We start from the raw sequence: 25,570 nt of genomic DNA on the forward strand, positions 1-25,570 counted from the left end.
AGTGAGAAAACGAAAATCGGTGCGTCCGCGTTCGGTCGCTCCCCGTAGTGTCACACGCTCCAAGTGCGAAGGGGGTCCCAGACCGTCAGATCAGCACTCCGACCAGCCACAGGACTCGCAGGTCTTGCAGCCTTCGGAGTAGTACAGCGTCATCGCACCACAGTCAGGGCACTCCGGGCTCTCGCCGCTGGAGATGAGTTCCTGTGTCGCATCGTCGCCGGACTTGCCCTGCGCTTTCGCGCCCCCGTCCGGTTCGGGCGCACCCGCGCCGGTGTCGGCGACAGCCTCGGCGTTGGGGTCCTCGGCAGTCTCGGTGTCGGCAGCCGTCTCGTCGAGGGTCTTCTGCTCGGGATAGCCCTTGTCGATCTCGTCGTCGAGGTAGCGACGCAGGGCCGTCCCGATAGCGTCCGGGATGGACTGGATCTGCTCGCCTTTGTCCCAGGCGACCTTCGGGCTCCGGGTGCCCTGGAGTTCGTCGACGATCTCGTTCGGATCGACGCCGCTGCGCAGCGCGGTCGAGATGACCTTCGCCAGCGCCTCCGTGAAGGAGTTCGTGAACCCACCGGAGTGGCCGATGTTGGCGAACAGCTCGAACGGCTCGCCCGTTTTGGGGTCCTCGTTGATGGTCACGTACACCTTCCCGTAGCCGGTGTCGATGCGCTGGGAGACGCCCCGGAGCGCGTCGGGCCGGGAGCGCTTGTCGGCGTACTTGCTGGCGTCCAGGTCGAACAGGTCCTCGGCGGACGCGTCGAGTGCGGCCTGCACGTCCTCGTGGTTGAGGAACGCGTCGAGGCTACCGAAGATGTCCTCGATCTGCTCTGAGAGGACCTCGGCGGCTTCCTCCTCGTCCATCTCGGAGAACTCCGCGTTGTCGGCGCGGGTCGTCAACACCTGCTTGCTGCGGGTGCCGTCGCGGTAGTAGGTGACACCTTTCCCGCCGTGTTCGTAGATGTACTCGAACACGTCCTTGGCGTCCTCGACGGAGGAGTCGTTGGGGGCGTTGACCGTCTTCGAGATGGCCGAGTCGACGCCCTCCTGACAGGCCGTCTGGATCGCGGCGTGCTGTTTGGCCGTCAGGTCCTGCGTGGTGACGAACAGTTCGCCGATGGCGTCCGGGACGGTCTCTAGCCCATCGATACCGTCGAACTCGTTCGTCGCCATCTGTTCCTGAGCTTCCTCCTTGACGGCGTCCACGTCGATGCCGTTCTCCTCTAGCACGCGGAGGAAGTAGTCGTCGAACTCGACGAGCATCTCGTCGCCCTGCACGTCGTCGGAGACGTTCTTGTAGTAGGCGACGTTGTAGATCGGCTCACAGCCGCCGGTCGTGTTGCCGACCATGCTCGTGGTGCCGGTCGGCGCGATGGTCGTCGTGTTGTGGTTGCGGATGGCGAAGCCGTCGTCCCACTCGTCGGCGTCGAGACCGGTCTGTTTCTCGAACCACTCGCGGTACTCGGTGGGATCGGCGTACTTCGAGTTGTCCCACTCGTCGAACGCACCGCGGTCCTCGGCGAGTTCGTGGGAGGCCCACTTCGAGCCGTGGTTGATGTGGCGCATGATCTGGCGCGCGACCTCGTTGGAGGCCTCGTCGCCGTACTTCATGCCCAGCTGGACGTACAGCTGGGCCAGCCCCATCACGCCCAGGCCGATCTTGCGCATCTCCCGGACCTTCTGTTCGATCTTCTCGACCGGGAAGTCGGACATGGTGACCACGTTCTCCAAAAAGCGGGTCCCCATCTCGATGCGGTGGTCGAACTCCTCTCCGTCGAGTGCCTCGTCGAGGAAGGCGTCGACGGCGTCTTCCAGACTGTCGTACTCGTCGAGATGCTCCTCGGACCAGAGCCGCCAGTCCGGCGCGTCCTCGTCGGCCAGCGTCGAGAGGTTGATGTGGCCGAGGTTACAGGCCTCGTACTCTTCGAGCGGCTGTTCGCCACAGGGGTTGGTCGCGAGGATGCGGTGGTCGGGATGTTCCTCCACGTCGAAGGAGTGTTCCTTGTTGACGCGTTCGAGGTAGATCACGCCGGGTTCGCCGTTCTCGTGGGCACCCTCGACGATGTGTTCCCAGACCTTCTCGGCGGGCACCGAGAGGACCTCACCGACCTCGACGTGCTCGCCGAGCCCGAACATGTCGTACAGTTCCTTGGTCTCGGGCGTGGCGACGTGGGGTTCGTCGGTGCGCGGGTTGGTGAAGGTGAACTCCTCGCCCGCTTTCACCGCGTCCATGAAGTCGTCGGTGATACCGACGGAGATGTTGAAGTTCGACAGGTGACCCTCGACGGCGTTCCGGAGGTGTTCGGGAACCTTGCCGTCGTCGTCGATGAGTTCGCGCGCCTCGTCGAGTGCGTCGGCAAAGGAGGTGTGCGTGAAGTCGTCGGGGTCGTTCAGGCGCAGGGTCTCGGCCAGGCTCACGTCCTTGTTCTTGGCGTGGATGAACTGGATCACGTCCGGATGGGAGACGCGCATGACGCCCATCTGTGCGCCCCGCCGGGCACCGCCCTGGGCGATGGTCTCGCACATCTGGTCGTACGTGCGCATGAACGTGATGGGGCCGGAGGCGATCCCACCGGTCGAGCCGACGGCGTCGCCGTAGGGACGGAGTCGCCAGAAGGCGTACCCCATCCCGCCACCGCTCTGGAAGACCTGTGCGGCTTCCTTGGCGGTCTCGTGGATGTCGTCGATGTCGTCCTCGGGCGAGTCGACGAAACAGGCCGAGAGCTGCTGGAGTTCGTCGCCCGCGTTCATGAGTGTCGGCGAATTGGGCATGAAGGCGAGTCGCTCCATCAGGTTCTGGAACTCCGCGGCGGTGTCCTCGACGTGTTCTCGGACCGGCTCGGGGAGTTCGGGGACCAGCGTGTCGTAGGCGAACTTGTTGACGTTGTAGATAGAGAGTTCGGTCTCGGCGTCCGAATCGGCGGTGACGCCGGCTCCGAAGACATCCGCGGCGAGTTCGTCCCGTCGCGGGTGGTCGGGTTTGAGCTGGTCGGGCGTGACGGTGATCTCCAGATCCCGCTTCCCGGCCTCGAAGACGGCCTCGGCGAGAGCGATGTTCTTCCCGACACGCTCGAAGAGATCTTCCTGCTGTTCGATCAGTTCGCCGTCGGCGTCTTTCCGCAGATACCGCGCGGGGAGAATGTTGTGGTAGGCATTGCCGGTGAGGCGCGCTTCGAGGGTGTCGCCCTCGGTACGCTTGATCGGCAGCGTCACCTCGTCGGTCGAGAGGTCGTGCCGACTCACGGCCGCTTCCCCCCTTCCGGCGCTGTCTGACGTACGATTCGCGACTGGGTCCTGGGTCTCTGACCTGTCATTTGTGACGGAACTCGTGTTGTTGCGGGTGGCAAATAACCCTTGTCGTTGGGGCGTTTTCCGCGTCGATACAGATGTAACTTGCTTGTCATTCCGTACCCGCAAGCACCGCTTCGCGGGCGTGATTGCTACGCTCGATAGCGAGGGACGGACACTTCTTAAGCCTGGGCAGACCGGAGTGAAAGTGAAATCGCTACCTCCAGAACCCGAAGACGAGGGCGGAGTTTCCAGTGGAAATTGGAGGGGGTTCGGGTGTCGAATCCCACCCCAAGAGCGGCGTTTCTTCGAAAACGCTGACGGGCGAAGAAAACATCTCGGAATCCACAGATGTCGGCAGGATGCGCGGGTCAGTGCTGATCGCGGGGCCTGCGAGCCGCGCGCGTCGCAACCTCGACACGAAAAGCGGGGGCTGGCCGGTACGTTTTATTGTGGGGCGGCGGTACTGTCGGCTATGTTACCCGTCCAACTGGGTCCGCTGGGGTCCCCGCCCGCGCTGTTGCTCGGTCTGCTCGCGCTCGCTGCGGTGATCGTGGTCGGCCGCATCCTGTTGAGCCTCGCCTGGAAACTGGTCGTGATCGCGCTCGTCGTCGTGGCGGCGCTGTGGGTGCTTGGTGCGATCAGTTTGGGCGACGTGCTGGTCGCCGCGCCCTACTGATCGGCCGCCCAATCGAGGAAGTTCCGGACCACGTCGTGGCCCACCGCGGTCAGGACCGACTCCGGGTGGAACTGGACGCACTCGATGGGATACTCGCGGTGGCGAATCCCCATCACCAGGTCCTCGCCGTCGTTCTCGCAGGTCGCGGTCACGTCGAAACAGTCCGGCACTTCGGTCGCGACCAGCGAGTGATAGCGCCCGCCCTGGAAGCCCTGGTCCAGGCCGGCGAATACTCCGTTCCCGTCGTGATCGATGGCGAACGCCTTCCCGTGGATCGGTTCCGGCGCGCGCCCGACGGTCCCGCCGTAGACGTGGGCCGCCGCTTCGAGGCCGAGGCAGACGCCCAGCGTCGGCACGTCGGGGCTCACCTCGCACAACACGTCGTTGGTCACGCCCACGTCCCGTTCGTTCGCGGGGTGGCCGGGGCCGGGACTGATCACGATGGCGTCGGGGTCGACCGCACGCACGTCCGCGAGCGAGGCCGTGTTACGCAGGACTTCGGTGTCGGCGTGTTCGCTGACGTACTCGACGAGGTTGTACGTGAACGAGTCGAAGTTGTCGACGAACAGCACTTTCTGGCGACCCTCGTCGACTGCGGTGCCATCCTGGGCGGCGCTCATCGGGACACCCCCTCGGCGTCGGTCGCCGGACTGTCCGGGGCATCCGCCTCGTCGGGATTCGCGTCGGCCTCCACGGGCTGATCGGCGATCGCGTCCAGCGCGGTCAACACGCCGTCCATCTTCTTTTCGGTCTCGTAGTACTCGCTCGCAGGGTCGGAATCGGCGACGATGCCCGCGCCGGCCTGGACGGTGATGCGGTCGAGGTCGTCCGCGCGGTCGGCAGTGTACGGTCCGGTGCCGCTTTCGACCGTCGCCGTCCGAATCACGATGGCGAAGTCGGTGTCGCCGGTCCAGGAGTAGTAGCCGACGCCGCCGCCGTAGAGGCCGCGTGGCTCGGGTTCGAGGTCGTCGATGATCTCCATGGCGCGGATCTTCGGTGCGCCCGAGAGCGTCCCCGCGGGGAAGGCCGCCCGCGTCGCGTCGAACTGGTCTGCGTCGTCGGCGAGTTCGCCCGTCACGGTCGATTCGATGTGCTGGACGTGGCTGTACTTCAGGACGTTCATGAACTCCTCGACGCGGACGCTGCCGGCCTGTGCCACCCGGCGCACGTCGTTGCGCGCCAGGTCGACCAGCATCGTGTGTTCGGCCCGTTCTTTCCCGTCCGCGAGCATCTCGCCGGCCAGCCGGCGGTCCTCGACCGGCGAGGTCCCGCGGTCACAGGTCCCCGCGATGGGGTTGGAGACGATCCGGTCGTCCCGAACCGAGATCAGCGTCTCCGGGCTCGCGCCGACGACGGTCAGCCCGTCGTAGCCCAGCAGGTACATATACGGCGAGGGGTTCACGGCCCGGAGCGACTCGTAGAAGGCCAGCGGGTCCACCTCGCCGTCGAGTTCGCGCTTCCGAGAGATGACGCCCTGATAGATGTCGCCGTCGAGGACGTGCTCCTTGGCGCGCTCGACCGCCTGTTCGTAGTCGACCCGTGGGTCGGCCCGTTCGGATTCGAGGGTGAAGCCGCCTGTCTCGACGGCCACGTCGGCTTCGAGCAGGGCCGCGACCCGCTCGGCTTCGGCTTCGAGTTCGTCGTAACGCTCGCCCGCGTCCTCGTCGGGGGTCACCAGCGGCGTGAACACCAGCGAGACGGTGTCGTCCCTGTCGTCGAAGACAAGCGTCTTCGTGTTCAGGACGAACTGCGCGTCGGGCAACCGTCCCTCGGGGTGATCCAGCCCCACCTCGTCGAGCCACATCTCGTAGACGGCATCGTAGGAGAGAAAGCCCACGAGGCCGCCGTCGAGGTGCTGGCGATCCGCGCCGTTGAACCCCCGCAGGGTCACGTCCGGGAGCGCGTGTCGGAGGTGATCGACGGCGTCGGCGTCGTCACGACCCGCCGTCTCGATCCGGCCGGCGTAGCGGTCGTCGAAGGTTTCGACGCTCGCTCCCTCGCTCTCGACGGTCACGACCGCCTCGGGGTCGTAGCCGACGAACGAATAGCGGGCGTGGCGTTGCTCCTTTGTCGGCGCGAACGCGCCGTCCGGGTCGCTGGAGGCAACTTTCTCGGCGCTCTCCAGCAGGAACGCGTAGGGTGCGGGCTCGGCGTCGGTCGTCCGGCCCGTCAGCGCGGCGTAGGCCGCCAGCGGTTCCACGTCGGCGGGGAGCTCCGCGGCGACACGGACGACCGCCGGGCCGTCGGTGTCTGCCAGTTCCACGAACTCCTCGCGGCTTTTGTCCATCATGCGCTGACCACCGCACTCTCGGCCCGCTCGACGAACCGCCGGACCGCATCGTGGTCCTTGAGGCCACCCTCGGACTCCACACCGCTCGCAACGTCCACGGCGAAGGGTTCGACGGTTTCGGCCGCCTCGGCGACGTTGTCCGGCGTGAGCCCACCGGCGAGGATCACCGGCACGTCGAGACTCGTGACCAGGTCCGCCGTGCGCTCCCAGTCGTGGGTCTCGCCGGTCCCGCCACCGCCCTGCTCGTCCACGGAATCGATCAGGAGGGCGTCGGCCGCGTCGGCGTAGGTATCCACGGCGGAATCGGTCGCGTCGACGGCGGCGATCACCTGCGCCGGCGCGCGCTCACGCACCGCCGCGATGTCGTCCGGCCCCAGATTCCCGTGCAACTGGACGGCGTCAGGTTCGACGCGTTCGACCAGTTCGACGGCCCGGCCGACGCTGTCGGGCATCGTCACCAGCACGCTCGTGACGAAGGGCGGGACAGCAGCCGCGAGTTCGGCGGCCTGCTCGACCGGGACCTCGCGTGGCGTGTCCACCGTGACGGCGGCAGTCAGCCCCACCGCGTCCGCGCCGGCGGCGACGACGGCCTCGAGGTCCGACTCGCGCGTGATGCCACAGATCTTCGTTCGCGTCATTGCTCGACCGCACAGAGATCGGCGAGTTTCTCGGCGGCGCGGCCCCCCTCGATGGCCTGTCTGGCGCGCTCGACCCCATCGCGGTGGGAGTCGGCCTCGCCCGCGACGTAGACTGCCGCGCCCGCGTTCGCGAGAATGATGTCCCGTTTGGGCCCCGTGACCTCCCCCTCGACGATCCCGCGCAGGTCCGCGGCGTTCTCCTCGGGGGAGCCGCCGGCGACCGCCTCGATGTCCGCCCGGTCGAGCCCGAGGTCCGACGGCGCGATCCGGTACTCCTCGACCGAGCCACCCTGCACCTCGGCGACGACCGTCTCGTCGTGGATCCCGATCTCGTCCAGCCCGGCCCCGTGAACGACCATCGCGTGATCGACCGGCATATGCGTCAGGGCGTTGGCGATCAGCGGCACCAGGTCGGGGTCGTAGACGCCCAGCACCTGCGCGTCCGCGCCGGCCGGGTTCGTGAGCGGGCCGAGGACGTTGAAGATCGTCCGCATCCCGAGTTCCTTGCGCGGACCGATCACGGCCTTCATCGCCGGGTGGAAGACTGGCGCGAGCATGAAGCCGATCCCGTCGGACTCGATCGCCCGCTCGACCGCTGGGGGTTCGGCTTCGACGTTCACGCCGGCGACCTCCAGCACGTCGGCACTGCCCGACGAGGACGACACCGAGTAGTTGCCGTGCTTGGCGATGGGCACGCCTGCCCCGCTGGCGACGATGGCGCTGGTCGTCGAGACGTTGATCGTGTTGTAGTCGTCCCCGCCGGTCCCGCAGGTGTCGACCAGCGGCGACCGATCCGGTTCGATCGTCCGCGCGGCCTCGCGCATCCCCTGTGCGAAACCGGCGATCTCGTCTTCGGTCTCGCCTTTCGCGCGCAGCGCCGACAGCAACGCGCCGATCTGTGCCTCCGTCGCCTCCTCGAAGATCGCCGTCGCGGCCTCGCGGGCCTGTCCGACCGTCAGATCCTCGCCCTCCGTGACTCGTTCGATGTAATCCTGCATTGTGGACACCAATGGACGTATCCGCGTTGTGATGTACAAATCCGTTCATCGACTTAAGCGTATCGGGTCCAGGGCGGCCGAGACGGCCAGCAGGCGCGTGGGGAACGGGCACAAGTGCCGGACGGGAGGGCTTTCTCCAATCCGAAACCTTCAATTACCACTGCGGATTACGATGTGGTGGAGGCAGCACGGGTTCGTGGTCTAGATCGGTTACGACACCTCCTTGACATGGAGGAGGCCGACGGTTCAAATCCGTCCGAACCCATCTGCCGGTTTTCTGACATATTCTGTCGGAACGTGTTACCAGTAGGACTCCAGAGGTTGATCGTCTGGATCAGGCTCAACGGTTGTACCCGGTGCATCAGGGTGATGAGTTCGGCAGACAGTAACGAGATTCCGGAGAAGGTGTGCGTGTTCAGGTGGCTTCTCCCAGATTTTGAATAGCCGGACCGGAACAATGTGGTGGACCTCTACACCGCGACCGAAACGGCGTCGATGTTCTTCGTCGTGAATTCCGCAGACAGTACATCGGTAATCGTCGCGTTCGAGAGCTTTTTCGCGCTGTTTGATCCAGTGTGTCGAATAGTATCCGCTGGTCTCGACCCTGTTGTCGAGACCCCAACACGCCATCGAACAGTACTCGGTATCCAGCGATTGCCGTCGCTCGAAGGTCTCTTCACAGCCGGGACAGGTGAGTTCGACCTGTCGCCGTCGTGGTTTCCCCGCACAGTCGTTCGAGCAGAACTGTCCGTCACGGACTGACGGGTAGTACCGAAATTCCTCGCCGCAGGTTTCACACGCACTCGTTGCCAGCGATTCCCCATCGGTAATGTCGAGTCGGGCGAGCCAATGGCAGATCGTGGTCTTGGCGACGTTGCACTCGTCGGCGATGTCCTGTTGGTCACGGCGTTTCTCGACGTACTGCTCAGACAGCCATTCAGGGTCCTGATACCGCCGGTCGTCGTCGATGTCGTGGCGATCGAGCCACCGGCGGATCGTACTGGGCGAGGTCCCACACAGCTCGGCGATCTCGGTCGAAGACATTCCGTTCTCGACGTACTGCGTCCGGAGGAACTCGGCGTCGCGGTAGCGGCTACCCATCGGTCGTCACTGCTGTGTCCGTACGGCGCGTGATGGTATCGTCGAGCGCCGCAGTCGGCCACGTCGTCGGGGTCACGTGTCGGCTTCGTCCTGTTTCGATACTTGTACGTTCGGAGGACGAGACTGTCAGTATTCGAACCAGCGCGAACCCTTTTGCGGGTGGCTTCCGAGTCTGAACTAGAATGGCAGGTGAGGACGCGCCGCCGGTCGACGCCGAGAGTGTCGACCATCTGCTGGACCGGATGACGGACGCGTTCATGGGGCTAGACGACGAGTGGCGATTCACGTATCTGAACGAGCACGGTCGACGCGTCGTCTGTGAAGCCATGGGGGAGGAGCTGAGCGTCGAGGAGTTGCAGGGCCGGACGATGTGGGGAGCACTCCCGGAGCTTTCGGGGACGGTCTTCGAGGAGCGCTACCGGGAGGCGATGGCGAGGCAGACGGCCGTCTCCTTCGAGGCAGAGTACGAACCGCTCGACGCGTGGTTCGAGATCAACGTCTACCCGTCGGAATCGGGACTCTCGGTGTACTTCCGGGACGTGACCGAGCGGCGACGACAGCACAAGAAACTGGAGAACCGGGAGACGGTCCTCCGGGAGATGTACGAGGTCATCTCGGATCAGGACCTCGCGTTCGAGGGCCGCGTCGAGGCGTTGCTGGCCATCGGCTGTCGGGAACTCGGGACCGACTACGGGACGCTCTCCCGGATCCGAGACGACGAGTACGTCTTCGAGGTGGTCCACGGCCCGGACGACATCGTCGAGGCGGGGGACGTGATCGATCTGGCCGACACCTACTGCGAGCGCGTCGTGCTGGACGAGGAGCGCCTCGTCTCGGGCGACGTCGCCGAGGAGTATCCTGCCCTGCCGCGGGGACAGGGGATCGATGGATGGGGAGTGGGCTGTTACCTCGGGGCACCGGTGATCGTCAACGGCGATGTGTACGGCACCTTCTGTTTCTACGATACCGACCGCGAGGACGGGTTCTCGGAGTGGGCGGTGACGCTGGTCGAGACGATGGGCCGGTGGATCGGGTCGGCACTGGAGCGCAAGCTCGCCCGTGAGCGACTCGTCAGGCAAAACGAGCGGCTCGAACAGTTCGCCACGATTCTCTCACACGATCTCCGGAACCCGCTGGGCGTGGCGATCCAGCGGGCCGAACTCCTCGAACGGGAACTCGGCGGCGAGAGCGAACACGTGACCGCGCTCCAGCGAGCCCACGAGCGCATGGAGACGCTCGTCGAGGACGTGTTGACGATGACACGCGTCGGCGAGACCGTCGAGGAGACGAGCGACGTCGAGCTGGCGGCCGTCGCGAGGGACGCGTGGAACAACGTCCGTACCGACGACGCCTCGCTGGACGTCGACGACGACCTCGTCGTGGCCTGTGATCGGAGCCGGCTCCAGCAGTTGCTGGAGAACCTGATCCGAAATTCGGTCGAGCACGGGACCGACGGGGACGACGACGGCGTCACGATCCAGATCGCGGCCCAGCCCGACGGATTCGTCGTCGCCGACGACGGGCCGGGCATCCCCGAATCCGAACGCGACTCGGTGTTCGAGTTCGGCCACTCCGAGTCCGGCGGGAGCGGCGTCGGGCTGGCCATCGTCGACCAGATCGCGACGGCTCACGGCTGGGAGGTCACACTCACCGACGACTGGGACGGCGGCGCTCGCTTCGAGTTCCGGACGGTGACGGATCGGTGAGCGCGGACGGCCGGCTGGCGCAGAATCGAAACGCCGGCGAAAGAGATGTCCCCGGTTACTCCTCGGCGACCGTCGCAGCCGCGCTGGTCGTCGGCTGATCGGCCAGTCGGCGTTCGAGGTCGTCGAGGTGGTTCACGACGCTGTGGACGTCGTCTCCGTCGGTGCAGGGGGCGACCTGTGCGAGTTCGCCGCCGCGGTACTCGGCCAGTCCCATCTTCGGCAGGACGATGGTGGTGTGGTCCTGGCCGGTGATCGACGAGGACTGCTCGTGGGTCTGGTAGAACGATTCGAGCGTGGTGTTGTTGGCCAGCGCCCACTGTTTGAACTCGGCGATCCGATTGAGGATGAACTCACCCTGATCGGTCTCGGCGGCTTTCGTCGTCGGATCGATCTGGCGACCCCAGACTTTCACGTAGAAGTCGTCGACGTGGCCTTCGTCTTCGAGGCGCTGGAGGCGCTCGAGTACCTGCTCCTGTCGTGTGCGCGCACCCGGTGGGGAGAGTGTCCGCACGTAGAGTTCGAGTCGTATTGGATCGGTGTTCGATGACATTGGTGGTCCCCTCCCATCGGACAATCGTGAATCGTGCTCCTAAAGCGTTCCTCTGATTGATATAATACCACACAGGACGCCTAATACCGATATAATGTCCCGCAGCCACCGTACGACCGTGACAATTGTCCTTCTATCGGGTACATATGAGCACGTATCGGTACCGAGTCGGCCTGCTGGCGGGACGAGGTCGGCAGGTGTATCACTGACGGCGATCGCCGCTGAACGGGAATACCGCTAAGTTTGATTACCCCGGGCAGTCAAGCAAAAACAGGAGATTACGATGGATATTGCTGATATCGCGACCAGCGATTATATAGAAGTCGACGCTACCGAGCGGCTGGCGAAGGTCCGCTCTATCTTCGAGCGCAAGAACCCCCGGGGAATCATCGTCACGAACGACGGGGCCTACGAGGGAGTGATCGGCCGGCGGCAACTCCTCCAGTCCCACGTTCAGGACGACGCCAAGGCCGAGTCCCTGGTGGTCTCGGCCCCGAAGGTCGAACGAACCGACGACGTGCGCGAAGTCGCGCGCGTCCTCGTCGAAGGCGGCACGAAGATCGCCCCCGTGTTCGAGGCCGACCGGCTGTGGGGGATCGTCACGACCAACTCGATCCTCGAGGCGGTGCTGGAACACCTCGACGCGCTGACCGTCGGGGACATCTACACCGAGAACGTCGTCACGGTGGCCGAGGACACCCGCGTCGGACAGGCGATCAACCTCCTGCGCGAACACGGGATCTCGCGGGTACCCGTCCTCGACGAGGACGGCCTGCTCTCGGGCATGGTCACCACCCACGACATCGTCGACGTGGTGGTCCGTGACATGGACAAGACCACGCGTGGCGAGCGCGCCGGCGGGAACGACCGCATCCTCGACATCCCGGTGTACGACGTGATGTCCAGCCCGGTCGCCACGACCGACACCGCCGAGTCGGTCCGGTCGGCCGTCAGCCGGATGCTCGACAACGACTACAACGGCCTGGTCGTCACCCCCGAGGGCGACGACAGCCAGGTCGTGGGTATCCTCACGAAGACCGACGTGCTCCGGGCGTTGACCTACACCGAGGAAGAGCACATGGACGTCCAGATCACGAACATCACGTTGCTGGACACCATCTCGCGGGAGGACGTGCGCGTCGACATCGAGAGCGTCGTCGACAAGTACAGCGATATGCAGGTCCGGCACGCCCACGTCCGCTTCCACGAGCACAAGGAGAAACTGCGGGGCACGCCGCTGATCCAGTGCCAGATCCGCCTGCGGACCACGGAGGGCCAGATCGCTGGCTCCGGCGAAGGCTACGGCGCGGAACAGTCGTTCAACGTGGCGCTGGACAAACTCGAACGCAACGTCCTCGAACTGAAAGACGTGCGCTCCGACGAGGAGTACCGGGGGCAGTTGCTCCGGAAACTCGGCGAGCTATAGCGTCCAGCACACCCCGATCCGGAGCCGCGTTCGGTCGCCGTCGACGGGCTACGCTCTGGCCTGAAGCCACGCCCTGGCTTCCGGAACGTCGGTCGCGAACATGGTCTCGATAGTGAGATCGGTGTAGGTCCGTGCAGTCTTGTCGAGTTCGAACTTCGCCAGACTGTCCTCGGGATAGACGACCGCGAGGGACTCGACGCCGGCCGACACCAGTTGTGGCACCCACTCCTCGCGGAGCCACTCGTCGTCAGCGGTAAACGAGTCCAGGGCCCGACAGTCACTGAGTATCTTCCTCGCGTCCCGGGCTTCGATCAGCGACAGCACGTCTTCCACCCCGTCCCGGAAGGCCTGTTCGGTCGGTGTTTCGTGCCACTCGTGGACCACGGCCGCCAGTTCCGGATCCCACGAGACGGCGTACGCGTCCGATTCCACGTACGGTTCGGGCGACATGGTTGCAAATAGACACTCGTGGCATTTGTAACCACACGTCCATTTTCCGCCTCCGATACTCAGATCGACAGTGACCTCGGGTAGCACGAGCGCCGCGTCGCTCACTTGGTTTGGAGCCATTTGCGTGCTTCCTCGAGGCCGTCGGTGAACAGGCGTTCGAGGCCGGGGTGTGGCCGTTTGCGCGCGGACATATCGACGGTCGTCCTGGCCGGTCGGGCCTCGGGATAGACCACGGCCTTGTGCGTCAGGCCGGCGTCGACGGCCCGCGGTTGCCAGTCCGCCACCGTCCAGTCCTGATCCCCCTCGCTCATCAACCCCTGCTTCCGGGCGTCCACGAGTAACTTGGTCGCGTCCAGGTCGACGATCCGGTCCAGCACGCGTTCCATCACGTCCCGGTAGTCCTCGCCCCCCACATCGCCATCCCACTCGACGGTGATCGCCTCGGTCCGTTCGTCCCAGTGGACCGAGCAAACACCGGGCTGGCTGAACAGTTCCTCGACCATACGAGATGGTAGTGGCCGTAGTGTCTTGTATACCACCCCCACAGACGAGAAAGCGGGGCCGCCGGAACGGCCCACGATGCCCGAGGTCGGTCGACAGCGGTTCGCGGACTAAGGGAATCAGTCCGTCAGGCTACGACGCCACAGCAGCGACAGCGTGACTCGCCAGCCGCTTCGTCCCATACCAGCGTCCCCTCCTCACAGTTGCGACAGGGGGCGTAACTCGCCGACGGTGCGTACGAGAGATCGGTTCCGGTGGACGGAGTCTGTGACTTCGACATTACAATCAACATATGCCCAACAGAGCGGGATAAAGATTGGCTATAAGGACAATAATATCTGAATTATGTCCCTAGATATGGCATCTAGTAGTAGCTTTGTTGTGTGTTCGTCAAGTGAATTGGATGGGAGTCCGTGAACGGTCAGTTCGGATCGAGAGTGCGCGTCCGGGATCGACGGTCGAAAGTAACGAAGCGGGGCTCTGAAGCGGCGTCGAGGTTATTGTTCGGCGATCCACTCGCGGGCTTCGTCCATGTCGTCGGTCATCCGGGACGTGTGGTCGTGCTCCTCGATGTCGACGATGTCGTCCAGGTTCATCTCCGCGATAGTGCTCTCTTCGTGGACCACGACGTGGTAGTCCGCGCCGATCTCGACGGCTCTGGGGAGCCACTCCTCCATGATGTATTCCTGGTCTTCGCGGTCGACGAGCGTCATGTCCCGGTGATCGATGAGGATCGTCTTGCTGTTTCGCTCCTCGGCCAGTTCGAGCATCGATCGTGCCCCCTCACGGAACAACTCGCCGTCGACGTACTTCTTCCACTCGTGGACGACCGATTCGATCTCCGGATCCCAGCGCGTCGTGAACGCCTCCGTCTCTCTGTACACCTGTTGTGACATACGAGACCGTATCACGAATCCTGTAATATATCTATGGGAGACAGTATCAAGCGCGATAGCGAGGGGTTCGGAGACGGACGGTGATCGACGTGGTGAAAAAACGGGTCGGTCGTCGAGTCGTTACTGGAAGCCGATGCGGCCGCCACCGCTACGCTGTGCCTGGCCACCGCCGCCTTTGAACTCGTCTTCCATCTGCTGGAAGTAGTCGCGGATGTCCTCGTCGACGGTCGGCCGGACGCCCTCCATCGCCTGCCGGAAGTGACGCATCTCGACGACCTCGGCGTCGTCGTCCTCGCGCAGGGCCTCGATGGCCGCCTCGCGGCAGATGCTCTCCAGGTCGGACCCGACGTAGCCCTCGGAGATCTCGGCGATTTCCCGCAGGCTCACGTCCGCCGAGAGCGGCGTGTCCTGCGTGTGGATGCGGAGGATCTGCTCGCGGCCCTCCAGGTCGGGCTCGCCGATGTAGGTGAGCCGGTCGAACCGCCCCGACCGGATCAGGGCCGGGTCGATCATGTCCGGGCGGTTGGTCGCGCCGATGACCATCACGTCCTCCATCTCCTCGAGCCCGTCGAGTTCCGTCAGGAGCTGGTTGACGACGCGCTCGGAGACGTTCGAGCCGACCTCGCCGCCTCGGGCGGGAGCCAGCGAGTCGAGTTCGTCGAAGAAGATGATCGTCGGCGCGACCTGCCGGGCCTTCCGGAAGGTCTGCCGGATCGCCTTCTCCGATTCCCCGACCCACTTGCTGAGCAACTGGGGCCCGCGCACGCTGATGAAGTTGGCGTCGGTCTCGTTGGCCACCGCCTTCGCCATCAGCGTCTTCCCGGTGCCGGGCGGGCCGTACAGCAACACGCCCGAGGGCGGGGTCACGCCCATGCGCTCGAACTTCTCGGGCTGGTTCATCGGCCACTCGACGGATTCTTGCACCTGCTCTTTGGCGTCTTCGAGGCCGCCGACGTGGTCCCAGTTGATCTTGGGGAGTTCCACGAGGACCTCCCGCATCGCCGACGGCGAGACCTCGTTGAGCGCGCCCTTGAAGTCGTCGCGCTTGATGATCATCCGGTCGATCAGGCTCGGCGGGATGTCCTCCTCGTCCAGGTCGATCTCCGGGAGGTAGCGGCGCAGGGCCTTCATCGCGGACTCCTTGGTCAGGCTCTCGATGTCCGCGCCGACGAAGCCGTGGGTCTCCTCGGCGAGCTTCGAGAGGTTCACGTCGTCGCTCAGGGGCATCCCGCGGGTGTGGATCTGGAGGATCTCCTCGCGACCCACCTCGTCGGGGACGCCGATCTCGATCTCGCGGTCGAACCGGCCCGGCCGGCGCAGGGCGGGGTCGACGGAGTCGACGCGGTTCGTCGCCGCGATGACGATGACCTGACCCCGACTTTCGAGGCCGTCCATCATCGTCAGCAACTGGGCGACGACCCGGCGCTCGACCTCGCCGGTCACGTCCTCGCGTTTGGGCGCGATGGAGTCGAGTTCGTCGATGAAGATGATCGAGGGCGCTTCCTCGCTGGCGTCCTCGAAGATCTCGCGTAACTGCTGTTCGGACTCACCGTAGTACTTCGAGATGATCTCCGGGCCGGCGATGGAGAAGAAACTCGCGGAGGTCTCGTTGGCCACCGCCTTCGCGAGCAGAGTCTTCCCGGTCCCGGGTGGCCCGTGGAGCAGGACGCCCTGTGGGGGCTCGATCCCCAGTTTCTTGAAGATCTGGGGGTGTTTCATCGGGAGTTCGACCATCTCCCGGACCCGCTGGATCTCGTTTTGCAGGCCGCCGATGTCCTCGTAGGTGATGCCACCACCGGTCTTCTCGAAGCCGCTGATGGGCTCTTCGCGGAGTTCCACGTCGGTGTCCTCGGTGATGAGGACGACCCCTTCGGGCTCGGTCTCGACGGCGATCAGCGGGATCGCCTGGCCCGGCGAGCGCATGAACGGATGGTTCGTGCTGCTCATCACGGGCACGATGTCGCGCTCGACGACCGGCCGCTTGAGGATCTGGCGTTTGACCATACCGGCGGCGTCGGAGCCGAACTGCACGGACGCCTCTTCCGGCGGTGCCAGTACGAGTTCGTCGGCTTTTTCGGCCTCGGCTTTGCGGATGGTGACGCGCTCGCCGATGCCCACGTCGGCGTTCTGGCGCGTGAACCCGTCGATTCGGACGGTGTCGGTGTTCCAGTCCTGTCGGTCCGCGCGCCAGACCTTCGCGGCGGTGGTGTCGCTCCCTTCGATCTCGATGATGTCACCCGGCGAGAGCTTGAGATGCAACAGCGTGTCGGGGTCGAGGCGGGCGATACCGCGTCCCGAGTCGTTCGGGTACGCCTTCGCCACCTCTAGTTGAACTTCATTCATACTCTGTGGGGATGTAGCACACTCGGGTACGCCGGGAGATATGCTTTTTGCTACCGGTGGTCCACTCGCCGTGTCCTTGCCGGTCGGTTACCGCTCGCCGCCCCCATCCGAAATCACGTCCGCGACCCGGTTCAGGTCAGCCACAGTCACGTCCCCGTGCCTGAGAACCGACGGCTCGCCCGAGAGATCCAGGATCGTACTCGACTCGGTGGTCCCCCGGGGGCCGCCCTCGATCAGGTAGTCGACGTTCGCGCCGACCTGCTCGCGCGCGAACGCCAGATCGACCAGTCGGTCGTCGGCCTCGCCCGCTCTGTTCGCCGAGGTCATCGCGACCGGGCGGTCGAGGTGACTCGCCAGTTCCCGCCAGGTTGGGTTGGAGAGACAACCGATGGCCACGGTCCCGTCTTTTCGGACCCGCTCGTGGGGCACCGCGTCGGTCGCCCGCAGGACGAGGTTGAGCGGCCCCGGCCAGAACGCCTCGACGAACCGCTCGGCCAGCTCCGGGTTCTCGTGGGTGCCGTACGTCCGCCACGTCTCCGGGTCGCGCACGAACATGGTCAGCGGTTTCTCGGGCGGTCGGTCGGTCATCTCGTAGACGCGCTCGATTGGCTCGTCCTGCCAGGGATCGACGGTGAGCGCGAGGTTCGTGTCCGAGGGAGCCACGACGACCCCGCCGTCGGCGATGCAGTCGGCGGCCCGCCGCAGGTTCCCGCTCGTCGGCTCAAGCACCGGCGCGTCCATACCGTCGTGTCGTCGAGCCGGAAGGAGAAAGCTACCGGTTCAGGCAGTCCGGCGAGTGGCGAGCCCCGCGCCCAGCGCCAGCACGCCACCGCCGGCGGCGACGGCCGCGGCCCCGAACACGCCACGGACGCCGAAGACAGGGACGAGCGGCCCGAACAGGACGGGAGCGAGGAACTGCCCGACGTAGCCCGCAGAGGCGAGGTAGGAACTGAACTGCCCCTGCCGGTCGGCGGGCGCGAGCGCCTCGACCCAGGAAAACGCCGAGGGAAAGACCAGCCCCAGCCCGAGGCCGAACCCGACGACGGGCGGGACGGCCGCGAGCGGCGAGTCGGCGACCGTCGCCGTCGCGAACGCACCGAGCCACAGGGCGAAGGCCGCGACCACGAGGACGTGCCGGCGCACCCGCTGGACGAGCCGGCCGTACAGCGCGGCCGAGACGCCGCCGGCCGCGCCGTTGGCGGCCAGGTACAGACTGATCGACAGCGAGGACGTGGTCCCGATCCCCGCGAGCAACTGCGGGTAGAACACGACGATGCTGTACAGGAGTGCGTTCGCCCCGAAGTACAGCAGGTACACCGCCAGCAGTGCGGGGCGTCGTCGAACGACGGCGAGGACACCGGCCACTCCGGCCGCAGGTGTGCCCCCACTCTCCGGGTCGGAACCCCCGTCACCGCTCCCATCGGCGGCCGCCCCGGCTGGGCCGTACTCGGGGATCAGCGCCACCGCCAGCAGGCCGAGCGGGAGCGCGATCAGGTAGACGCCGAAGGGGAGTTGCCAGGAGACGGTGCCCAGCGCGCCACCGACCAGCGGCCAGACGGCCGCGCCGGCACTGTTGGCCCCACTGCGCAGGCCCAGCGCCCGATCCATCCGCTGGCCCTCGAAGCGCTCGTAGATCAGCACGGTGATCCCCGTGTAGACGAAGGCGGTGCCGACGCCAAGCACCGCCCGGGAGAGCAGGAGCGGGCCGAACGCGTCGATCACCAGCCCCGCGCTCCCGCCGACGGCGTACAGCAGGAGGCCGGCGACGAACGGGCGGCGCGGGCCCACCCGGTCGATGATCGATCCCGCGATGGGACTCACGAGGACGATCAACGCGCCGTGGGTCGTGATGATGAGGCCGGCCGCCGACTCGGAGACGCCCAGTCCGTCCTGAATGGCCGGGACGACGGGGCCCAAAATTGCGCCGGCCATCACGGTCAGCGTGGCCGCGGCGACGACGATCCACAGCGTCGCCCGCGTGCCCGACGACTCCGTCATCGGCGGGAGTTGGGGAGCCCGGGTCTACGGGGTTACGGTTCCTCTCCGGGGAGCCAGCCGCGCCACCGGGGCCAGTCGGTGCGACCGAACAGGTAGCCGATCACGAGGCCAAGTGCGAACAGGAGCAGCGGATGGAACTCCGGGCCGGCCGGTTCGGGGGGCCTGAACAGCACGGGGCCGACGGGTACCATACCGTCCAGTCCCGGCGGTCCCGTTGTCAATCTTTTTCGGCGGACTGGTCCTCACCCGCGTCGGGGATGTGGAGGAGATTCGACCGGACCCACGACACGGCACCGCCACAGAAGAACGCGTAGCAGATCACAAACGCGAGCAGCAGGAGTGGCACGACCGGACTCGGGCCGTTGGGAGCCTCGGGGATAAAAAGCAGGGTCGCCAGTAGCGCGACCATGCTACGGCGATGCGCCCTCCCGGCTCTCGGTGAGCGAGTCGTCCGGCTCCGGATTCCCGTCGGCGTCGGCCTCGTCGTCGTGGTCTGCGTGTACGTCCGGGTCTCGACCACGCAGCCAGCTCCGTTTCACCCCGCGGGCGAGCAACAGGAGCGTCACGAGGACGTACCCGAGCAACACGACTGGCGTCGTGGCGTTGGACCGGTCGAGCGAGGGGACCACGAGCGTCGGGTCGGTCGGGATCAGTGGCGACACGACAATCACTCATCCGGTTCTGGGAGGGGTAAGACTGACCCCCGATATTGCCGGGTGCCTACGAGGGGGTGGGATACCGGGGCCTGCCCGAGTCCGTCGCCGACTGCGGGACCGAACGGTTTTCCGGGGCCGCGACCGTTGCACGGGTATGCGAACACTCGCGTTCGACGGCCGGATGGGGGCCAGCGGCGATATGCTGCTGGGGGCACTGCTCGCGGCCGGTGCCGACCGCGACGCCCTCGCGCCCGTCGAGGACGCCACGGCTCTCGACGTGACCTACGCGGTCCGGACCGTCGAGAAGACCGGCATCAGCGCGACCGCGGTCGACGTGCTGATGGCCGACGACGAGACTGACGATCACGACCACAGCCACGATCACACCCACGCGGAGGGCCACGGGCCACACCGCACGTACGCGGACGTCGTCGAGATCGTCGACGGGATGGACCTGCCTGCCCGCGTCGCGGCCGACGCACTGGCGATCTTCGAGATTCTGGGGGAAGCCGAGGCCGCCGTCCACGGCACGGACATCGAGGACACCCACTTCCACGAGGTCGGGGCCGACGACGCCATCGCCGACGTGGTCGGGGCTTGCCTGTTGCTCGACGACCTCGGCGTCGACCGGATCGTGACGACGCCACTGTCGACCGGGGGCGGCGAGGTGTCGATGAGCCACGGGACCTACCCGGTCCCGACGCCTGCCGTCGTCGAGATTGCCGAACGCGCCGACTGGGCGCTCCGTGGCGGCCCGGTCGACGCGGAACTCCTGACCCCGACCGGCGCGGCGATCCTCGCCCACGTCGCTGATGGGGTCGAGCGACTCCCCTCGCTCCGGGTCGACACCTCGGGCTACGGCGCGGGCGGCTACGACTTCGACGACTACCCCAACGTCCTCCGGGCGGTCCTCGGAGACGGCACGGGCGGCCTCCAGCGCGACGAGATCACCGTGCTGGAGACGAACCTCGACGACGCACCGCCCGAAGTTCTCGGCGGCCTGCAGGAGCGCCTCGCCGACGCGGGCGCGCGGGACGTGTCCATCGTCCCGCTCACGATGAAGAAGTCCCGGCCGGGTCACCTCGTGAAGGTGATCGCGAAGCCCGAGGACGCCGACAGGGTCGCCCGCAGACTGGCCGAGGAGACGGGGACGCTCGGTGTTCGGGAACACGGTGCGGGCCACCGCTGGGTCGCCTCGCGGGAGGTCGAGACCGCGACGCTCACCGTCGACGGGAGCGAGTACGATGTGGACGTGAAGCGGGCCAGCGATACCGATGGCGCGGTCTACGATCTAAGTGCCGAGTACGACGACGCGCTGGCGGTCGCGCGCGCGACCGGCCTGCCCGTCCGTGAAGTGATGCAGCGGGCTGAAGCGGTCGTCCGGGACGGGGACGGAGAAAGTTAGGTGTCTCCGTCGCCGTCGCGATGTTCGGCCAGCGCCTCCCTGATGGTCAATTCTCCTACCGCGACCCGGCGAGCCAGTTCCTCGTCGATGGCGCGGTTGGTCTCGGACTGTTCGCGGGAGCGGTCCTTGATCCGCTGGATCTCGCCGGCCGTGGGCTCGATGTCCCGGCTTTCGACTTCCTCGCCCTCGATCCGGGCGATGTTGACCGCTGCGAGCACGTCGCCCATCCCGCGCGCACCGGTGCCCAGATACGGCGTCGTCCCCGTCTCGTCGACGAGTTCGATCTGCACGTCGGGCAGGTCGTCGATGATCCGTGCGCCGGTCGTGCGCGCTCCGTCGCCGATCCGGACCAGCGGATCGGCGGCATCTTCGCACTCGTCGGCCACCACGTCGGCGGTCTGTGCGGCCGGGACGTGAAAGGCGGCGACCACGCTGTCCCCGACCGTGACCGCGATGCCGGGCCGGTCACCGGGGTCGATCCCGATCACGGTGCGCCCGTCGCCGCCGCGCAGGACCGCCAGCACGTCCTCGACGGCCCGCCGTGGGTCGTTCGGGTCGGCGGTGACCACCGGCACGGTCACGTCGGGGTCTCCCTCCGGCCCGGTAACGACGACCGACGCGCGGTCTGGGAGAGTCTCGTGGGGCTCCACTGTCGTGAAGGGGACGCCGCGGTCGCGGAGCTCGTTGACCACGCCGTGGTACACCTCGAAGTCCGCGGTCGCGACGACGATCACACCCCGAGTTGGGACGCTGGCGTCTTAGTCCCATCCAACCGGAACCGATTTGGGGCGAGGTCCGAATCCCCGGGCATGGACGTGGAGTTCGAGGCCGGGCCGCCCGACGCCCTGCGCCGCCGCGTGACGATCCTGACCGGGATTCCGGCACTGCTGGCGACGCTCGTCGGGACGCTCGGCCCGTTCGTCGTCGACGTGCCGGGACTCACGAACCTCATCTTCGTCGGCGGCGTCTGGTTGCTCGGGAGCTGGCTCGTCGGCCACCGCGACAGCTACCGCCTCTCCGAAGCGGGCGTCCGGCGCAGCGGCCGAGTCTGGACTCGCACGTACGACTGGGACGACTTCGAGGGGTACGAGGCCAGCGACGAGACGATGATCCTGCATCGCGCCGGCTGGCGGCCCGCAGTCCGGTTCTCGCTGACCGACGTGGACGAGCCCGACCACGTGCGCGAGGTCGTCGCCGACCACCTGTCGGCCGCGTAGCCTGCCCGCACCCCCAAAGGATTTGCCCGTGTCAGCCGAACGAACGGATATGCACGAGACGGTCCGTCAGCCCGCCCTCCAGTCCCCGGACCGGCCGGACACGGTCTTTGCGTTCGTCGCTGGCCTGTACGTCGCCCTGCTGGTCGCGCCGGCGGTCGTGTTCGCCGCGACAGCGGTGTACCCGCTCGACGCGGCCGGGCTGTACCTCGGTCTGCTGGTGACGCTGACGGCAATCACGGTCGCGGCCACGGTCGGCGTCGGCCGGATGTACGGCGTCGCCGAGCGACTCGGTGCGTCGCCGCTGGCGCGGGGGCTCGGCGTCGGTGCGGTGCTCGGTGCAGTCGGCTACGGAGCCGCGGCGGTCGGTATCGACCCGTCGAGCGGGAGCGGCACGCTGTGGGCCGGCGTCGTCTTCTCGGGACTGGCCATCGTCGTCGGACTGGCCATCGTCGCGATGAGTCGGACCAGATACGCGAAGGCCGTCGTCGACGGGGACGCGGTCCGCGCGGAGTGGGAAGCCGGCTGGCCCCAGCCGCTCCGGACCCGGCTGCAGGTCGGGGCCATGACTCTCTATCTCGGTGGGATGGTGCTGCTGTTCGGCGGCGAGTTCGTCGGCCTCGGCGCGTACGAGTGGCTCGGCGCGGTGGCGTTCGTCCCGGGTGGTGCGCTCATGGGCTGGGGCCAGCCTCGCGGCTACCGGCTCGCCCCCGTCGGGATCGAGCGGACCAACTACGTTCACCGGCGGCTCTACGAGTGGGACAGTTTCGAGTCGTTCTCGGTGACCGACGACGCGATCGTCCTCCGACGATCCGGACCGCGGCCCGCCTTCCGCTGCTGGCGCGAGGAGATCGACGACGAAGACGAGCTGATCGACGCGCTCGACGATCACCTCCCGCGGACACGCTGAACGAGCACGCGAGCGGCGAGTGGGAGCGTTTTTGAGCGGTGCCGCACAATCCCCGGTCGTGAGCGAGCCGATTCCCACCGGTTGCGAGGGCGTCGACGAGTTGCTTGGCGGCGGGTTCGAGCGCGGCGTCGTCACACAGTTGTACGGCCCGCCAGCCGCCGGCAAGACCAACCTCGCACTCTCGGCGGCCGTCGAGACGGCCGCCCGCGGCGATTCCGCGCTCTTCATCGACACCGAGGGCATCTCCGTCGACCGGCTCGAACAGCTCGCCAGCGCCCGCACCGAAGACGTCGAGGACCTGGCTTCGCGGATCATCGTCTCGGACGTGCTGGACTTCGACGAGCAGGGCGAGGCGGTCCAGGACGCCGAGGAGTTCGCCGAGCAGGTGGAGTTGATCGTGCTGGACTCGGCGACGGGCTTTTATCGCATCCGCCGGACCGAGGACGAGGAAGCCGGCGACGCCCTCCGGACGGTGGCCCAGCAGGTGACCCACCTGCTCTCGCTGGCCCGCAAACACGATCTGGCGGTCGTGATCACCAACCAGGTGTTCACCGATCCGGACAGCGACCGCGCGCGGCCGCTGGGCGGGCACACACTGACCCACTGGTCGGGCGTCGTCCTCCGACTGGAGCGGTTCCGGGGCGGGAACCGACGGGCGACCCTCGAAAAGCATCAGGCCAAACCCGCGGGCGAGACGATCCAGTTCAAGATCACCGGCGAGGGACTGCAGAGCGTCGAAGACGTGCCCTAGCGGTCGTACGGAAGAGCACGAGCACCCTCTCGCTCCCGATGGTCGCTCGCGGGTATCCCGTGTTTTTCCCCAAGTTTTTGCGATGGGGGGTGCGCTCCGCGCACCCCCCGACGTAAAAAGTGGGTTCAGTAGATGAGGTCGTCGTCGTTCTCGACCATGTACAGGGTGCGGGCGGCGATGTTGACGGCGTGGTCGCCGACGCGTTCGAGGTCCCGGATGGTCAACAGGAGCCGCGAGACCTCGGTCATGAACGTCTCGATGTCGTCTTCCTGGATGCCGTCGCGTTCGTCGAGTTGGGTCTCGATGAGGTCGCGGACGACGGTCTCGGAGGCGGCCTCACAGTGGGCGTCGATGTCGTCGTCGCGCTCGGCGATCTCGAAGCAGTCTTCGGGGTCCTGTTCTGCGTAGGCCAGCATGGCGTCCTCGACCATGTCCAGCGTCTCGTCGCCGATGGACTGGATGTCGACGTCGGGGAACACGTCGCGTTCGGCCTCCAGCGCGTACTCGCCGAGGTTCGTGGCGAGGTCGCCGATCCGTTCGAGGTCGGTGATGATCTTGAACGAGGCGGCGATAAAGCGCAGGTCGCCGGCGACGGGTTGTTGCAGTGCAAAGAGGTCGATACAGTCCTGCTCCAGATCCAGATAGAGTTCGTTGATCTCGTGGTCGCCCTCGATGACCTCGCGAGCGAGGTCCGCGTCTTTCCGTTCGAGGGCGTCCAGTCCCATTCGGAACCGTTCGAGGACGACCTCGCTCATGTAGAGGACGTCGTCTTCGAGGTCCGCCAACTGCTGCTGATAGTCATCACGCGGCATATTGGGCCCGTGACTGTCTGCACAAAAGTGCCTTTCGTTCACCTATATACTCTCAATAGTCGACAATAGGACAGGACGGTCGCGGGGTACTGGAAACGTAGTGGGCGGTCGACAGCCAGCATCCGGCGGCCGACGGCCGCCGGTTCGCCGGACGCGAGGCGGAGCCGAACGTCCGTGGTATTTTTATACTAAATTTTTGCGAGTAGTGAGGGACCGAAGGTCCCTCATACCGTGCGAACGGGGGGCTTCGCCACCCGTGAGCAGAGAGCGGTCGCCGGAGGCGACCCGACGAAGTGAAAATTTAGTAGATCAGCGCGTCGTCGTTTTCGGTCATGTAGAGGGTTCGGGCGGCGATGTTGACGGCGTGGTCGCCGATGCGCTCGATGTCGCGGATCGTCAGGAGGACGCGCGTGACCTCGGTAAGGAGGGGTTCGAGTTCGTCGGCGTCGGGGTCACGGTCGACGAGGTGGCGAATCACCTGCTGGGCGACCCGCTCACAGCGGCCGTCGAGGTCGTCGTCGCTGTCGGCGATCGCCCGACAGCGTGTCGGGTCGCCGTCCTCGTAGGCGGCCAGCGCGTCGTCGAGCATAGAGACGGCGGTCGTCGCGAGGTCGGTGATGCCCAGATCGGGGAACGTCTCGTCTTCGGCGGAGACGACGTACGCCGCGAGGTTCGCGGCGAGGTCGGCGATCCGTTCGAGGTCGGTGAGGATCTTGAACGAGGCCGCGACGAAACGGAGATCGCCGGCGACGGGCTGCTGGAGCGCGAAGAGGTCGATACAGTCCTGTTCCAGATCGAGATAGAGTTCGTTGATCTCGGAGTCGCCGTCAGCGATGCGGGCGGCGACGGACACGTCGTGGCTGTCGAGAGCGGTGATGGATTTCCGGAGGCGGGTCGAGACGACTTCGCCGAGTCGGAGAATCTCGTCCCTGAGCGCGTCGAGTTCGCGCTGGAACTCGTCGCGGGCCAT

General features: G+C 66.3%; 26 protein-coding genes and 1 tRNA gene. 8 read left to right on the plus strand and 19 right to left on the minus strand.

Features of this window, described 5'->3' with window-relative positions; translation table 11 throughout:
* Positions 1-90: 90 nt before the first annotated feature.
* Positions 91-3,231 carry an adenosylcobalamin-dependent ribonucleoside-diphosphate reductase gene (locus tag BMX17_RS00345; RefSeq protein WP_092656465.1) on the minus strand — a complete coding sequence of 1,047 codons (3,141 nt, stop codon included), beginning with the start codon at positions 3,229-3,231 and terminating at the stop codon, positions 91-93.
* Between the two features lie 520 nt (positions 3,232-3,751).
* Between BMX17_RS00345 and BMX17_RS00350 the strand changes: the two genes are divergently transcribed.
* Positions 3,752-3,955 (plus strand): DUF8029 family protein, encoded by a 204-nt coding sequence (locus BMX17_RS00350; protein ID WP_092656467.1) that lies wholly within the window; start codon positions 3,752-3,754, stop codon positions 3,953-3,955.
* Here BMX17_RS00350 and trpG read toward each other — a convergent pair.
* Genes trpG through trpD form a run of 4 tightly spaced genes read right to left on the minus strand, consistent with a single transcriptional unit; the run spans position 3,949 to position 7,881 of the window.
* Positions 3,949-4,575 carry an anthranilate synthase component II gene (gene trpG / locus BMX17_RS00355; protein ID WP_092656469.1) on the minus strand — a complete coding sequence of 209 codons (627 nt, stop codon included), beginning with the start codon at positions 4,573-4,575 and terminating at the stop codon, positions 3,949-3,951. The two genes, BMX17_RS00350 and trpG, sit on opposite strands and share 7 nt — an antisense overlap.
* Positions 4,572-6,245, minus strand: a complete 1,674-nt coding sequence (gene trpE, locus BMX17_RS00360; RefSeq protein ID WP_092656471.1) for an anthranilate synthase component I — start codon at positions 6,243-6,245, stop codon at positions 4,572-4,574. The genes trpG and trpE overlap by 4 nt, the downstream gene beginning before the upstream one ends.
* Positions 6,242-6,883, minus strand: a complete 642-nt coding sequence (locus BMX17_RS00365; protein WP_092656473.1) for a phosphoribosylanthranilate isomerase — start codon at positions 6,881-6,883, stop codon at positions 6,242-6,244. The genes trpE and BMX17_RS00365 overlap by 4 nt, the downstream gene beginning before the upstream one ends.
* Positions 6,880-7,881, minus strand: a complete 1,002-nt coding sequence (gene trpD / locus BMX17_RS00370; protein ID WP_092656475.1) for an anthranilate phosphoribosyltransferase — start codon at positions 7,879-7,881, stop codon at positions 6,880-6,882. The genes BMX17_RS00365 and trpD overlap by 4 nt, the downstream gene beginning before the upstream one ends.
* Positions 7,882-8,071: 190 nt before the next feature.
* Between trpD and BMX17_RS00375 the strand changes: the two genes are divergently transcribed.
* Positions 8,072-8,146: transfer RNA gene (locus BMX17_RS00375), tRNA-Val, on the plus strand.
* 35 nt (positions 8,147-8,181) lie between these two features.
* Here BMX17_RS00375 and BMX17_RS00380 read toward each other — a convergent pair.
* Positions 8,182-8,982, minus strand: coding sequence for a helix-turn-helix domain-containing protein (locus BMX17_RS00380; protein ID WP_092656477.1), 801 nt, complete (start codon positions 8,980-8,982; stop codon positions 8,182-8,184).
* 182 nt (positions 8,983-9,164) lie between these two features.
* Between BMX17_RS00380 and BMX17_RS00385 the strand changes: the two genes are divergently transcribed.
* Positions 9,165-10,688 carry a sensor histidine kinase gene (locus BMX17_RS00385; RefSeq protein WP_092656479.1) on the plus strand — a complete coding sequence of 508 codons (1,524 nt, stop codon included), beginning with the start codon at positions 9,165-9,167 and terminating at the stop codon, positions 10,686-10,688.
* 55 nt (positions 10,689-10,743) lie between these two features.
* On the opposite strand, the gene BMX17_RS00390 is transcribed toward BMX17_RS00385, so the two are convergent.
* A complete protein-coding gene (locus tag BMX17_RS00390) occupies positions 10,744-11,238 on the minus strand; it encodes an HTH domain-containing protein (RefSeq protein ID WP_092656481.1) in 495 nt (164 codons plus the stop codon).
* Positions 11,239-11,521: 283 nt separating this feature from the next.
* Here BMX17_RS00390 and BMX17_RS00395 point away from each other — a divergent pair, with 283 nt between their 5' ends.
* Positions 11,522-12,664 carry a CBS domain-containing protein gene (locus tag BMX17_RS00395; RefSeq protein ID WP_092656483.1) on the plus strand — a complete coding sequence of 381 codons (1,143 nt, stop codon included), beginning with the start codon at positions 11,522-11,524 and terminating at the stop codon, positions 12,662-12,664.
* A 48-nt stretch (positions 12,665-12,712) separates the two neighbouring features.
* Here BMX17_RS00395 and BMX17_RS00400 read toward each other — a convergent pair whose 3' ends face one another.
* The 9 genes from BMX17_RS00400 to BMX17_RS00435 form a co-directional block, all read right to left on the minus strand.
* Positions 12,713-13,114: a SpoIIAA family protein gene (locus BMX17_RS00400; RefSeq protein ID WP_092656485.1), complete on the minus strand. Its 402-nt coding sequence runs from the start codon at positions 13,112-13,114 to the stop codon at positions 12,713-12,715.
* Between the two features lie 101 nt (positions 13,115-13,215).
* The gene (locus tag BMX17_RS00405) at positions 13,216-13,617 is read right to left on the minus strand and encodes an STAS/SEC14 domain-containing protein (protein WP_092656488.1); all 402 of its coding nucleotides are present in this window, start codon (positions 13,615-13,617) and stop codon (positions 13,216-13,218) included.
* Between the two features lie 495 nt (positions 13,618-14,112).
* Entirely contained in the window at positions 14,113-14,511 is a 399-nt protein-coding gene (locus tag BMX17_RS00410) for a hypothetical protein (RefSeq protein ID WP_092656490.1), read from the minus strand.
* Positions 14,512-14,631: 120 nt separating this feature from the next.
* Positions 14,632-16,854: a CDC48 family AAA ATPase gene (locus tag BMX17_RS00415; RefSeq protein WP_092656493.1), complete on the minus strand. Its 2,223-nt coding sequence runs from the start codon at positions 16,852-16,854 to the stop codon at positions 14,632-14,634.
* A gap of 87 nt (positions 16,855-16,941) precedes the next feature.
* Positions 16,942-17,595, minus strand: coding sequence for an L-threonylcarbamoyladenylate synthase (locus BMX17_RS00420; RefSeq protein ID WP_092656495.1), 654 nt, complete (start codon positions 17,593-17,595; stop codon positions 16,942-16,944).
* 39 nt (positions 17,596-17,634) lie between these two features.
* Positions 17,635-18,852, minus strand: coding sequence for an MFS transporter (locus BMX17_RS00425; protein ID WP_092656497.1), 1,218 nt, complete (start codon positions 18,850-18,852; stop codon positions 17,635-17,637).
* 32 nt (positions 18,853-18,884) lie between these two features.
* Complete coding sequence (locus tag BMX17_RS25775) at positions 18,885-19,043, minus strand: hypothetical protein (protein ID WP_170845288.1); 159 nt, start codon at positions 19,041-19,043, stop codon at positions 18,885-18,887.
* A gap of 26 nt (positions 19,044-19,069) precedes the next feature.
* Positions 19,070-19,261, minus strand: coding sequence for a hypothetical protein (locus BMX17_RS00430; RefSeq protein ID WP_092656499.1), 192 nt, complete (start codon positions 19,259-19,261; stop codon positions 19,070-19,072).
* Between the two features lies 1 nt (position 19,262).
* A complete protein-coding gene (locus BMX17_RS00435; RefSeq protein ID WP_092656501.1) occupies positions 19,263-19,514 on the minus strand; it encodes a hypothetical protein in 252 nt (83 codons plus the stop codon).
* Positions 19,515-19,662: 148 nt separating this feature from the next.
* Here BMX17_RS00435 and larC point away from each other — a divergent pair, with 148 nt between their 5' ends.
* The gene (larC, locus tag BMX17_RS00440) at positions 19,663-20,913 is read left to right on the plus strand and encodes a nickel pincer cofactor biosynthesis protein LarC (protein ID WP_092656503.1); all 1,251 of its coding nucleotides are present in this window, start codon (positions 19,663-19,665) and stop codon (positions 20,911-20,913) included.
* Here larC and BMX17_RS00445 read toward each other — a convergent pair.
* On the minus strand, positions 20,910-21,647 hold the full coding sequence (locus tag BMX17_RS00445; protein WP_092656505.1) for a hypothetical protein: 738 nt from the start codon (positions 21,645-21,647) through the stop codon (positions 20,910-20,912). The genes larC and BMX17_RS00445 overlap by 4 nt on opposite strands.
* A gap of 75 nt (positions 21,648-21,722) precedes the next feature.
* Between BMX17_RS00445 and BMX17_RS00450 the strand changes: the two genes are divergently transcribed.
* From BMX17_RS00450 to radB, 3 genes are read left to right on the plus strand one after another with little or no spacing between them, the layout of a single operon-like run.
* Positions 21,723-22,130 carry a hypothetical protein gene (locus BMX17_RS00450; protein WP_092656507.1) on the plus strand — a complete coding sequence of 136 codons (408 nt, stop codon included), beginning with the start codon at positions 21,723-21,725 and terminating at the stop codon, positions 22,128-22,130.
* A gap of 49 nt (positions 22,131-22,179) precedes the next feature.
* On the plus strand, positions 22,180-23,037 hold the full coding sequence (locus tag BMX17_RS00455) for a hypothetical protein (protein ID WP_092656509.1): 858 nt from the start codon (positions 22,180-22,182) through the stop codon (positions 23,035-23,037).
* A gap of 58 nt (positions 23,038-23,095) precedes the next feature.
* The gene (radB, locus tag BMX17_RS00460; protein WP_092656511.1) at positions 23,096-23,788 is read left to right on the plus strand and encodes a DNA repair and recombination protein RadB; all 693 of its coding nucleotides are present in this window, start codon (positions 23,096-23,098) and stop codon (positions 23,786-23,788) included.
* 125 nt (positions 23,789-23,913) lie between these two features.
* On the opposite strand, the gene phoU (BMX17_RS00465) is transcribed toward radB, so the two are convergent.
* Positions 23,914-24,600 carry a phosphate signaling complex protein PhoU gene (phoU, locus tag BMX17_RS00465; RefSeq protein ID WP_092656513.1) on the minus strand — a complete coding sequence of 229 codons (687 nt, stop codon included), beginning with the start codon at positions 24,598-24,600 and terminating at the stop codon, positions 23,914-23,916.
* 301 nt (positions 24,601-24,901) lie between these two features.
* Positions 24,902-25,570, minus strand: coding sequence for a phosphate signaling complex protein PhoU (gene phoU / locus BMX17_RS00470; protein WP_092656516.1), 669 nt, complete (start codon positions 25,568-25,570; stop codon positions 24,902-24,904).

Origin of the sequence: Halorientalis persicus (assembly GCF_900110215.1) — an archaeon.
Classification (GTDB): Archaea; Halobacteriota; Halobacteria; order Halobacteriales; family Haloarculaceae; genus Halorientalis; species Halorientalis persica.